General features: G+C 35.0%; 11 protein-coding genes. 4 read left to right on the top strand and 7 right to left on the bottom strand.

Annotation, left to right across the window (positions count from 1 at the left end):
- Positions 1–14: 14 nt before the first annotated feature.
- Positions 15–764: a uroporphyrinogen-III synthase gene (locus H599_RS0118210; RefSeq protein WP_026715419.1), complete on the bottom strand. Its 750-nt coding sequence runs from the start codon at positions 762–764 to the stop codon at positions 15–17.
- A gap of 13 nt (positions 765–777) precedes the next feature.
- Positions 778–1,449 (bottom strand): DUF4271 domain-containing protein, encoded by a 672-nt coding sequence (locus H599_RS0118215; protein WP_026715420.1) that lies wholly within the window; start codon positions 1,447–1,449, stop codon positions 778–780.
- Between the two features lie 104 nt (positions 1,450–1,553).
- On the opposite strand from H599_RS0118215, the gene H599_RS0118220 reads away from it, so the two are divergent.
- From H599_RS0118220 to H599_RS20160, 3 genes are read left to right on the top strand one after another with little or no spacing between them, the layout of a single operon-like run.
- Positions 1,554–2,279: a polyprenol monophosphomannose synthase gene (locus tag H599_RS0118220; protein WP_026715421.1), complete on the top strand. Its 726-nt coding sequence runs from the start codon at positions 1,554–1,556 to the stop codon at positions 2,277–2,279.
- A gap of 10 nt (positions 2,280–2,289) precedes the next feature.
- On the top strand, positions 2,290–3,630 hold the full coding sequence (locus tag H599_RS0118225; protein WP_026715422.1) for a dihydroorotase: 1,341 nt from the start codon (positions 2,290–2,292) through the stop codon (positions 3,628–3,630).
- A gap of 3 nt (positions 3,631–3,633) precedes the next feature.
- The gene (locus tag H599_RS20160) at positions 3,634–4,194 is read left to right on the top strand and encodes a DUF4296 domain-containing protein (RefSeq protein ID WP_051590809.1); all 561 of its coding nucleotides are present in this window, start codon (positions 3,634–3,636) and stop codon (positions 4,192–4,194) included.
- On the opposite strand, the gene H599_RS0118235 is transcribed toward H599_RS20160, so the two are convergent.
- The gene (locus H599_RS0118235) at positions 4,187–5,182 is read right to left on the bottom strand and encodes an NAD-dependent epimerase/dehydratase family protein (protein WP_026715423.1); all 996 of its coding nucleotides are present in this window, start codon (positions 5,180–5,182) and stop codon (positions 4,187–4,189) included. The genes H599_RS20160 and H599_RS0118235 overlap by 8 nt on opposite strands.
- 216 nt (positions 5,183–5,398) lie before the next feature.
- On the opposite strand from H599_RS0118235, the gene tyrS reads away from it, so the two are divergent.
- On the top strand, positions 5,399–6,691 hold the full coding sequence (gene tyrS / locus H599_RS0118245; protein WP_026715425.1) for a tyrosine--tRNA ligase: 1,293 nt from the start codon (positions 5,399–5,401) through the stop codon (positions 6,689–6,691).
- A 45-nt stretch (positions 6,692–6,736) separates the two neighbouring features.
- On the opposite strand, the gene H599_RS0118250 is transcribed toward tyrS, so the two are convergent.
- The 4 genes from H599_RS0118250 to H599_RS0118265 form a co-directional block, all read right to left on the bottom strand.
- Positions 6,737–7,717 carry a LuxE/PaaK family acyltransferase gene (locus H599_RS0118250; protein WP_026715426.1) on the bottom strand — a complete coding sequence of 327 codons (981 nt, stop codon included), beginning with the start codon at positions 7,715–7,717 and terminating at the stop codon, positions 6,737–6,739.
- 99 nt (positions 7,718–7,816) lie between these two features.
- Positions 7,817–8,158 carry a T9SS type A sorting domain-containing protein gene (locus H599_RS0118255; RefSeq protein WP_026715427.1) on the bottom strand — a complete coding sequence of 114 codons (342 nt, stop codon included), beginning with the start codon at positions 8,156–8,158 and terminating at the stop codon, positions 7,817–7,819.
- A gap of 104 nt (positions 8,159–8,262) precedes the next feature.
- A complete protein-coding gene (locus tag H599_RS20165; RefSeq protein WP_051590810.1) occupies positions 8,263–9,378 on the bottom strand; it encodes a hypothetical protein in 1,116 nt (371 codons plus the stop codon).
- Between the two features lie 214 nt (positions 9,379–9,592).
- Positions 9,593–12,346, bottom strand: coding sequence for a TonB-dependent receptor (locus H599_RS0118265; protein WP_026715428.1), 2,754 nt, complete (start codon positions 12,344–12,346; stop codon positions 9,593–9,595).
- Positions 12,347–12,445: the final 99 nt, after the last annotated feature.

Genomic DNA, 12,445 nt, shown 5'->3' on the forward strand with positions numbered 1-12,445 from the left:
GTAAAAGGAAGCTGTTATTTAGCTTTATTCACTTCGTTAATGTATTTTTCCAAAGCCATTGTCATCGATGGGGTTCCCGGAGCAGGCGCCATGATGTCCACTCTTAAACCGTGATCCAGAGCTTCTTTTTGGGTTGTTGGTCCAAAAACAGCAATTCGGGTGTTGTTTTGTTTGAAATCAGGGAAGTTTTTGTATAACGATTTGATTCCGGTTGGACTAAAGAAAGCCAAAACATCATAGTAAACATCGGCTAAATCAGATAAGTCACTCATTACTGTTCTGTAAAAAGTAGCCTGAGTCCAATCCACTTTTAAGTTGTTTAAGGTTTGCGGTGCGTCTGCATTTAATTGGTCGGAAGCCGGTAATAAGAATTTCTCGTCTTTGTATTTTTTAATCAAAGGCGCCATGTCGGCAAAATCTTTTGCACCAACATATATTTTACGTTTTCTGTACACCACATATTTTTGTAAATAGAAGGCAATAGCTTCTGACTGACAAAAATATTTTAAGCCTTCCGGAACTTTAAAACGCATTTCTTCGGCAACCCTGAAAAAATGATCCACAGCATTTCTACTGGTTAAAATAATAGCAGAAAAATTGTTGAGATCAATTTTTTGAAGTCTAATTTCTTTCGCACTAACGCCTTCTATGTGAATAAAAGGGCGGAAATCAATTTTGATTTTGTGTTTTTGTTGGAGTTCAAAGTAAGGTGAGTTCTCTACTTTAGGCTCTGGTTGCGATACCAAAATTGTTTTCACTTTCATATTTTAACATTTACTAAGCGCTCCCTTTTATAAACAAATAATACATGAAAAAATAGGGAGCTATTTCGAGAGTGCAAAGATACAAAATAAAATAAAACAACTTGCTGAATATTACATTTTGATATTTTTTTATCGAAAGTGCATAAGTCAGTATGCTAAGTCCCAGAATTATTGCAATGATGGTAATTGGAATGTGTTGGGAAACAGTGTTGTGGTAAAATAAAATGATATTAATCGGTAAAATTATAATCCCGATATAGGTTCTGTAAGTTATTTTTTGGAGGTTAAATTGCTCCATAAATTCCTCAATGTTGAAGGTGGTGGCAATTATTTTTTCGACTAAAAATTTTGATAAAATAAAAAAGATCAAAAAAGTGATAATTTGGATGTAGAGTAACCAGTCGGTTTTGGAGGCGTAGCCAAATATATTTAGCGAAATTTGAATAAAAAAAGCGAATGAGATGACCTGTACAAAGAATAAAGAAATCGTAAAGCTGCTTTTGAGCTGGCTGCTGTCGCGATAGACTTTGGAATATTTATCAGAGAAAATTAAATTGATAAAATCGCCAAAACGGTTTTCGTTAAATGATTTTGTAATGGCAATGATAGCAAAGGCTAAAATGAACAAAGCAGTCGCCCAGTCTTTGTTTTCGGTAATTCTCGGATGTAGGAGATATTCAGTCATAGTGGAGCAAAATTAGTAAAATTTTGAATCAATATTTTTATTATAGTATTATTATGATTCAAATGCCATAAAAAGGTTATTTTTGCGGTGAAATTTCCAGAAATATGAATAATTGCATAGTTATAATTCCAACCTATAACGAAATTGAAAATGTAGAAAGTATCATCAGAGCGGTGCTTTCGCAGCACAAACAGTTTCACGTGCTTATAGTGGATGATAATTCTCCTGATCACACGGCTGATAAGGTTCGGTTATTGCAAACCGAATTTGAAGGGCGTTTATTTTTGGAAAACCGAAAAGAAAAATCGGGTTTAGGAACGGCTTATGTGCATGGTTTTAAATGGGCTTTGGCTCATAATTACGAATTTATTTTCGAAATGGATGCCGATTTTTCACACAATCCGAATGATTTAGAGAAATTGTACAATGCTTGTCATTTTGGTGACGCTGATTTGGCTATCGGTTCGCGTTATGTAACGGGAGTGAATGTGGTGAACTGGCCGTTAAATCGGGTGTTGCTTTCTTATTTTGCTTCGGTTTATGTGCGAATGATTACCGGAATGCAAATTCATGATGCCACCGCCGGATTTGTGTGTTACAAACGCGAAGTTTTGGAAAAAATAAATCTCGACAAAATTAAGTTTGTGGGTTATGCGTTCCAGATTGAAATGAAATACCGTACTTTCAGTAATAATTTTAAAATTACCGAAGTGCCTATTATTTTTACTGACCGAACCAAAGGTCAGTCTAAAATGAGCAATTCGATTATTGTGGAAGCGGTTTTTGGAGTGGTTGCACTTCGATTAAAAAAATTAGTAAACAGATTATAATAAAATAACAATGAACAGGGTTTTAATTAAGAATGCCAAAATAGTAAATGAAGGAGTAATTTTTGAAGGCGATGTTTTAATTGAGAATGACTTAATTGTTGAAATTTCAGAAAGCATAAGTGCCAAAACCTCAGATTGTAAAATTATTGATGCCGAAGGGAATTTTTTAATTCCGGGCGCTATCGATGATCAGGTGCATTTTAGAGAGCCGGGTTTAACGCATAAAGGCGATATCGAATCGGAATCCAGAGCAGCAGTTGCGGGTGGAATTACTTCGTATATCGAACAGCCTAATACGGTTCCGAATGCGGTTACTCAGGAAATTTTAGAAGAAAAGTACCAAATTGCTGCCGAGAAATCCTATGCGAATTATTCGTTTATGATGGGGGCTACCAATGATAATTTGGAAGAGGTTTTAAAAACCAATCCGAAGAATGTAGCGGGAATTAAAATATTTTTAGGTTCTTCTACCGGAAATATGTTGGTGGATAATCAGGCTACTTTGGAAAAAATATTCTCAAGTACGCCGATGTTAATTGCTGTTCACTGTGAAGATGAAGCGACTATTAAAGCCAATTCAGAAAAATATAAAGCAGAATATGGTGAGGATGTTCCGGTAACCGTGCATCATTTGATAAGAAGTGAGGAAGCTTGTTATTTGTCCTCTTCTAAAGCAATTGAACTGGCTAAAAAAACAGGAGCAAGATTGCATATTTTTCATCTTTCAACTGCCAAAGAAATGGATTTGTTTACCAATAAAATTCCATTGGAAGAAAAGAAAATTACCGCTGAGGTTTGCGTGCATCATTTGTGGTTTACCAATGATGATTATGCAACTAAAGGGAATTTTATCAAATGGAATCCGGCGGTGAAAACGGCTAAAGACAGAGATGCTTTATGGAAAGCTTTGAATGATGACCGTATCGATGTGATTGCTACCGATCACGCGCCACATACTTTGGAAGAGAAAAAACAATCGTATTTAAAAGCGCCTTCGGGAGGACCATTGGTTCAACACGCTGTGGTAGCTATGTTTGAAGCCTATCATCAGGGAAAAATTACGGTGGAGAAAATTGTGGAGAAAATGTGCCACAATCCGGCTAAGATTTTCAAGATTGAAAAACGCGGATTTATCAAAGAAGGGTATTATGCCGATTTGGTAATTGTAAATGCCGGTTTGCCTTGGGGTGTAAAAAAAGAAAATATTTTTGCTAAATGCGGATGGTCTCCGTTTGAAGGTTATACCTTTAAATCCAGAATTACGCATACTTTTGTAAATGGTCAGTTAGTGTACAATGCTTTTAAAGCAAAAGATATTCGTGCTGGAAAAAGACTTTTATTTGACAGATAATCCATGAAAAAAACGGTTTTACTTTTAGTAACAATATTGTTGTTTTTTGGCTGCAAGGACGAAGCAGTTAAAAAACCTGAGCGCCTTATTGATAAAGATGTTATGGAAAATATCATTTATGATTTGGCAATTATTGATGCTATAAAATATAGTGAACCGGCTACGACTGAAAAATATAAAGTCAATCCAAAAGAGTTTGTTTTTAGAAAATACAAGGTAGATAGTGCTCAATTTGCGCAAAGCAATATTTATTATGCTTCTGATTTTGAAGGCTACAAAACAATGTATGATAGCGTGATCAAGCGTGTGGATCGAAAGAAAATATTTTTGGATTCTTTGGTAAAAAAAGAAGTGAAGAAAGATTCTTTGCTTCAGTTGAAAAAGAAGCGTTTGGATTCTATCAGCAATGCTAAAAAAGTAGCTAAGGCTAAGAAAGATTCTTTGCAAAAAGTAAAGAAAAAAGATTCGTTGCTTTTGTTAAAAAAGAAAACCACCGCAGCGAAGAAAAATTTGCTACAACAAAAGAAATCTTTGGTTATTAAAAACGGAAACGTTGTTAATTAACGGGCTGGAAATTTTCTTTGATGTATTGATGCACATCAGTAAAAGAAGTTTGTAAAGCTGTTTTGATTTTTTGATTCGAAAATTCTTTGGTATTGCTGGCGGCAATCAGAGTGTCTTTGGAAAAATTGTTTGTTTTTCGGAAAAAGAAACTGCTTAACCAATGGAAAAATAAATTGACTTTTAACATATAAGGCTTGGCTTCAATGTCAGGCCTTTTTACTTTTAGCGTGTCGGCAATGGTGTTAAAAATGTCTTTGAAAACGATGTTTTGACCAATAAGAATAAAACGTTCGTTGCAAATGGAACTTTCCATGAGAGTAATCATTATTCGCACCACATCGTTTACGGCAACAAAAGCCGTTTTGCCATTGGTGTAAAATCGTAAACCATTGGCGATTTTTTGAAACAGTTGCCCGCTGCCCTGATCTTCAAATCCCGGTCCGATAATGACTCCCGGATTTACAATAATTACTTTTAAGCCTTCCTGTTGTCCGCGCCAAATTTCCATTTCGGCTCCGTATTTAGAAATAGCATAATCGTTATGGTATTTTTCCGGATTCCATTCGCTTTCTTCCGTAATAATGGTTTCGTTAGCTGCTAAGTCGCCTAAAGCCGCTGTTGAACTTACATAACAAAGTTTGTTAATTCCTTTAGCCAGACAAAAATTAACCACATTAGCCGTGCCTTCGATGTTGTTTTTTCGAAGTTTATTTTCGTCTTTTGGATCAAATGAAATTAAGGCGGCGCAGTGGTATACTTGGGTGATATTTACAAAAGCATGCTCTAAAGAAGGAATGTCGAGAATATCGCCCTGAACCCATTCGATAGCATCAAATAAGGAAGCTTTATGATAATGTTGAAACAGTGATTTGGTTTTTTGAATGCCTTTTTCATTTCGGTAAATAGCACGGACTTTTGCTCCATTTTCTATCAAATGAAGTAATAAATGTGCGCCTACTAAGCCTGTTCCTCCGGTAACTAAAATCATTTTGTAAATGTAATGAAATCAACTTCAATTTCAATAGCAATGACAATAGCAAAAAATAAATTCCAATTTAAAAAATTCCAAATTCCAATGACCGTATCATATTTTAATATTTTCCTTAAACATTGATATTGATTTTTGTCATTGATATTGATATTGTTATCTTTGCGCGCACGAAGCCTGAATGGCCGAATTGACGAAAGTAAATTGAATAAAAAGATGAAAAATTTTATTGAAGAAGTAACATGGAGAGGCATGCTTCACGATGTTATGCCAGGTACCGAAGAGCACCTGATGGAACAAATGCGTGTGGCTTATGTGGGGATTGACCCAACTGCCGATTCCTTACATATAGGACATTTAGTAGGAGTGATGTTGTTGAAACATTTTCAAATAGCGGGACACAAACCTTTAGCTTTGGTTGGAGGAGCCACCGGAATGATTGGTGATCCGTCCGGAAAATCAAACGAAAGAAATTTATTGGACGAAGCGACTTTGCGTCACAATCAGGAAGCAATTAAGGAGCAATTAGGTCGTTTCTTAGATTTTACTTCTGATACACCCAATGCGGCTGAATTAGTAAATAACTACGACTGGATGAAAAACTTCTCCTTCTTGGATTTTATTCGTGATGTGGGAAAACATATTACGGTAAATTACATGATGGCTAAGGATTCGGTTAAGAAACGTTTGTCTTCTGAATCAGCCGAAGGAATGTCTTTTACGGAGTTTACTTATCAATTGGTTCAGGGGTATGACTTTTTGCATTTGTATAAAGACAAAAAATGTACGTTACAAATGGGTGGTAGCGACCAATGGGGAAATATCACTACGGGAACCGAATTAGTTCGTAGAATTGAAGCAGGAAAGGCGTATGCTTTGACTTGTCCTTTAATCACTAAGGCTGACGGAACTAAATTTGGTAAATCCGAAGGAGGAAATATCTGGCTGGATGCAGCGAGAACTTCGCCTTACAAATTTTACCAATATTGGTTAAATACATCTGATATTGATGCTGAAAAATACATCAAGATTTTTACTTTTTTATCAAAAGAGGAAATCGAAGATTTGACTGAAAAACACAGAGAAGCTCCGCATTTGCGTTTGTTGCAGAAAAAATTAGCTGAAGAAATTACCGTGATGGTTCACTCGACTGAAGAATTGGAAAATGCAATTAAGGCATCTAATATTTTGTTTGGAAATTCTACTGCAGAAGATTTGAAACAATTAAACGAAAAGACTTTCTTAGAAGTTTTTGACGGAGTTCCGCAAGCAGAAATTGCTAAATCTGAAATTGAAGCCGGTGTTGATATTGTGACTGTTTTGAATGAAAAAACAGGATTTATGAAATCGAATGGTGAGGCAAGACGTGCTTTGACAGCCAATTCGATTTCGGTAAACAGAGAAAAAGTAAAAGAAGATTTTGTGCTTTCAGACAATGATTTAATCAATAACCAATTTGTGTTGTTGCAAAGCGGAAAGAAAAATTATTTTGTGGTAAGAGTGGTTTAGGTGTATAATTGTTTAACCGATTAAACAAATCAACGGTTACACATTTTAAACGACCATCAAATTACAACCCCGGATATCCGAATTATCAAAACGTCCCAATACCTCGAAAGAGTTGTTGGGATATTTTTTGCCTAAATCCTGCGTGGCAATAAAGGAACAGGAGTTGATATTAGCCAAATCAATCACGTTAATTCCACCTGTTTTTCCTTGTAAAACATAAGAAAGTGCATCTTCAGTATCGCGGATAAGAATGTTCATCCATGCCGGGCACTCAAAAATTCCGTCACCCAGGGAATAAGCCTGCGAAAGTAGTTCGGTCATACCGTATTCTGAATGAATGGCTGCAACGCCAAATCCGGTACAAAGTTGTTGGTGAAGCTCTTCGCGAATCATTTCTTTGCGTTTGCCTTTCATTCCTCCGGTTTCCATGATAATGGTGTTTTGGAGCTGGAATTTTTGTTTTTCAATTAAGTCGAGTAACGCATAAGTAACGCCAATCAGGATTACATTTTGTCCGGATTCGTCAAGTTCGATTAATTTTTTAATCAAATCATCGTGATTGTGCAGATAAAAACCACTTTCGGGATGATTGGAGAGTTTTATGAGATCTTCGACCATATAAATTAAGGAAGAACCTTCTCTTTCTAAATAGGAAGGAAGCAGGGCTAAAACCACATAGTTTTCGATGTTGCCATAAAACTCCGAAAAGCCTTTTTGGTAACTTTCCTCATAAAGACTTACATCGGTCACTAAGTGTTTGCTGGTAATCATTCCGGTAGTTCCGCTGCTGGTAAAAGTTGTCTGAACCGGATGAGTATTCGAAACTACATTATGGCTTTTGAAAAATTGGATAGGTAAAAACGGAATTTGTTGGAGTGATTTTACCTTTTGAACATCGGTTTTTAAAAAGTTGCAAAATTCCTGATATACTAAGTTGTTCTCATATTGATAACGGAATACTTTTAAAGCTATTTTTTCAAACTGCTTTTGACTTGAAATAGTAAAGATGTCAGTAGTTGTAATCAAGAAGTTTTTTTTGCAAAGGTATAAATTAAAAGCTGTTTATCTTGTCATAAAAAAAGCTTCAATTTTTAAGTTGAAGCTTTTAGTTTATAGTTTTACAAATTATCGTATGATGAGTTTGCGTGTGGCTGTAGCGTTGTCTTCGTTTATCTTGATAATGTAAACACCTGGAAAAAGGTTAGACACGTTCAGTTGTTCTCTGGAACTGAGTCGGGTTTGAAGTACTTGTTTTCCCAGAAGGTCAAAAATGATAATTTCTTTGTCACCATCATTTTTGGTTGAAATGGTTACTTTACCAGTATTAACAGGATTTGGGTACAAATTCAAACCCTCAATTACAGAGGGGGCATTTGGGTTTTGCAACTGCTTGCTTTCCTGAGCTTTGATGCTTAGGGAACAGAAAAAAACCATTAAAAGAATACTATACAAGTAGTTTTTTTTCATTAGCCTGATTTTGATTAGTAAATATACGAAAAAATCAAATAGTATGCCAAAAAAAATGCCTTCCTAATTTTAGGAAAGCATTTTTTATTAAGATGAAATATCTCTTAGTTGTTGAAGTAGTTTGTCCAAGCAAATACTGAAGTTGTAGCACCGGTTTGATTGGTAACATAAGCACCAATAGTGTTGTTAGCTGTTACAAAGTTAATTCCGTTAACTTTGAAATCTCCGGCTGCAATTCTGGCAGCAATTCCGGTACCAGCATTAATTTTAGCAAAATCAGCAGGCATATCACTATGAACATATAAGTTTGTGTAAGTTTGGATACCACCACCTTCTTTGAAGTTAATTGCTTTTTCAGAAGCTGTAAATTTAGCATCAGCACCTTTGTAGATTGAGATATTGTTAATTTTAGCGTTGGTCATTGGTTCTTTGATGTCGTTAGCTGCATTGTTAGAACCTTCAACTCCAGCAGCAGTAACTCCGGAAATATAAACATTTGAAAGGGTTCCTTGATAGCCATCAGCAAAATCCAATGAGTCATCATAAGAATTTATAATCAATAAGTTTGAAGCATTTACAGCACCTCCAAAAAATTCGATACCATCATCACCGCTTTCAAGTGCAAAGATGTTGTTAACTACTGTTCCACTACCTACTCCAAAGAATGAAACTCCATTATATTCTTTAGATGAGTCGAATTTTGAACCAGTATAAGCAATTTTTAAATAAGTAATAGATCCGGAATTGTCAGCGTTATTGTTACCTCCGTAAAGTAGGTTTCCTACTTCAGATGATCCGTTATCTCCGGTATTTACTTTGGCATCACCGCAAATGATTAATCCACCCCAATCCGATTGAGCAGGAGAAGCTTTACCAGAGGTCATCACAACTGGTTTAGTAGAGGTACCATTGATATAGATTTTTGCACCTCTTTCAACAGCAACATAAATTGTTTTTGCTTTTTCTGAATCGGCAGTTGGGTCAGATTGGATAGTTGTTCCGGCAGGGATAATTAAAGTAGCTCCTGATTTTACTACTAAGCCACCAGTTAAGGTATAAGTTTCATTTGCATCTAATGTTACAGTTCCTTCTGTAATATTACCTTTTAAGTCATCTACAACTACTTCAAATGAGCTTGATGAATCTGGAGTAGAATCATTACTACAGCTTGTAAAAGTTATACTTGCAATTGTTAAGATTGCTAAAATTGATTTTTTCATTTTTTTTTAATTTTTGTTTTGTTGTTTATTATTAACACCGCAAAGTAAAGCAGTGATTGTTTTTCTTTAGTTAAGCAAGTATTACATTGTTGTTAAGTATTCCTATTGTTTTTTTAGTTTTAATAACATTGAATTTACATTGTTTGAAATGTTATAAATAAAAAGAGGCAGTCCGTTTATAATGACTGCCTCTTGGGTTTTGAAAGTTAGGATCTTAGAATTTATAGTTTAGTGATAAACTTAAATTAGAACCAATTTTGTAGGAACTTGCAAGAACATCAGTTGTTTTAATAAGAGGAGCTTTGCTTTGTTCACTAACTCTTCTGTAAGCTGGGTTTAAGATGTTTTTGTAAGCCAATCCAATTTTTAAATTTTTAGTCAAATTAGATTTTACAATAAAATCTAATCGGTTAATAGCTTTGTCCACAAGGTTTCCTCTGTCTTGTGTTCCAATTACAGCCAATTTATCGGATACATAGGCGTAGGTTAAAGTAGCTGTAATGTCTCTGTCTTCTTTGAATTCTTTTGTGAAAGATAAATCAGCATTGGCCAAAAAATCAGAAGCACCTGAAAGTTTGGAGTTTTTAAAGGTAAAGTTGGCACCAAATCCATTTTCAGTTACTACTTTAGTATTGCTTAAATCCTGATCCTGATACATATAAGAACCATTAAAACCAAAAGCTAATTTGTCTTTTAAATCATTATGTTCTATTTCAAAAATGTTTTTTCTGAACTCTACTTCAATTCCGGCTACCACTGCTTTGTCTCCGGTATTGGCATAGGTGATGTTTCCGGAAGAGGAGTTGGTGTACATTTCGTTGATAGGGTTTTGGATTAGTTTTCCAAAAGCAGTTACCGAAACTAATTCGTCATTGCTTGGGAATAACTCCCAGCTCAAGTCGGCATTGTAATTTGTGGAAGCATATAATTTGTTATTACCTTCATAACTTTGACCAACTTCCTGGAAAAGAATTTTTACTTTTTCTTTAAATTGTGGTAAGGTGTAAGTGTTACTTGCCGCAAATTTTAAGTTTTGTTTATCGTTCAATTTATATTTTGCAATTACACTCGGTAGAAATTTTACCGGAGCATAAGTTCTGCCTGTTCCATCCGGAGCATCTAAACTTACGTAAAATACATATTGCTCAATTTGTTCAAATCTACCTCCAAGGATAACCGATAATCTGTCGGTGAAATCATATTTGATATTTCCAAAAACAGCATGAATGTTTAAATGACCATTGTAATATTGTGCAAGTTTACTGGAACTGTCTCCATCCGATAAATCGAAGTAATTACTACTTAAGTATAAGTCCGTGTTGTTAAAACCTTCGATAGGAAAAATGGTTTTGTTTGTTTGTGGAAAAAATGAATATTGTTGCGAATTGAAATCTACATTTTTCATTTTTCCGGAATAACCTAAGGTTGCTTTTCCTTTATAGTTGTCTTCTTTTTTAGCAAAATTATAACTAGCGGAAAGGTTAGCAGAAAATTCGTTTTCAGTTAGTGTTTGAAAATACCTGTGGTTGTCAATACTGGCGTTTTTAAAGAAAGTGTAATTTGTTGATCCGTCTGAAGTAGGTACAAAAGTATTTTGCATACGATCCGGAATCGTGTTGTCAAGCATGCTGTATCCAATGGCCCAATTCGTATTCCATCGGTCATTAAGTTTGTGTTTGCCCAATAATTGGTTTACAATTAATTGTGTTTTGTCAAAAGTTCCACGTTTGATAAAACCAACAGGATCATTTCCGGGAAACTCAATGTATTTACCATCATATTCGCTATAATCCTGTGATGTTGAGTTTAAAAACAAGGTAGTGAATAAGAGGGAGTTATTTGGGTTAATTTTGTAATTAGCGCTACCCATTACCGTAGTATTGGTGTTGTATTTATATGATTTTCTGTAAAAATCACTATTAGCTAAGCCTTGGGCTGTAATACTTGTTCTATAAACCCCTTCATTATATTTATTGTCATTGTCAAAGGAAGCGGTAATAAAGGTTCCGATACTTCCATTTTCGCCTACATTAAATTTTTTACCTCCTGATAAAGAAAAATTGTTGTTTAGTGTATATTTTCTTTCTTGTCTATCCCAACTTGTGGAGTAATTATAAGGTAATAAAGGGTTGTTAGGGGCATTGATTTTGTTAAAGCCTAAATAAGACGGACCGTCCTGTAAATAAAAATGATTTAATTTTAAAACATTAGTGTTTCCTCCAAGAGCTAATCCTAATTCTACAAAAGGATTGCCGCTCATCTTTTTGGATACAATGTCAACATTGGCACCTGAAAAATCAGCATAATTTTGGGATTCAAAAGTTTTGCTAATTCCAATAGATTCAACTATGTCAGTAGAGAATATATCTAAAAGGATATTTTTATTAGAAGGATTATTAGAAGGTAATGGTAAGCCGTTTAAGGTTGTAACATTGTAACGGTCACCTAAACCTCTAACGAATACGCTTCCTGAGCCTTCCTGTTTGGTAATACCGCTAACTTTAGTTACTGCCGAAGCAACATCGCTCACTCCTTTTCTGGATAATTCCTGAGCTCCGATGGCTTGTTTAATCTCAACAGCTTCTTTTTGTTCGAGTAATAAAGCTGTTTCTTTTTGTCTGTTTACCGTTGCAGTAACTACTACATCTTTAAGAGCATAAGCGCCTGAAGACAAGGCCTGATTCATTTCAATTTTAGCGCCGGCAGTTACTTTTACCGAAACTTCTTTAGGTTCGTATCCTACAAATGAGAATTGTACCACATAGTTTCCGGGAGCAATACTAATACTGTATTTCCCATCTATATCTGTAGTTGCATTTACTTTAGTTCCTTTTACATTCACATTGGCAAAGGGTAAAGTTTCGTTGTTGGAATCTTTGTCTGTTATTACCCCTGAAATAGTACCTTTGGTTTGCGCAAAGCTTAGCGTAGTAATAAAAAGTGTTAGAATAAATAATCTAAGTTTCATGTTTTCTTTAAATTTTCTGCAAAGAAATGGTAGCTTTGTAAAGTTGATGTTAATCAGTTGTTACGATTATGTTGGTAAAATATTACCAAATTGTTATCT

Source organism: Flavobacterium daejeonense DSM 17708 (assembly GCF_000425425.1).
Taxonomy (GTDB): domain Bacteria; phylum Bacteroidota; class Bacteroidia; order Flavobacteriales; family Flavobacteriaceae; genus Flavobacterium; species Flavobacterium daejeonense.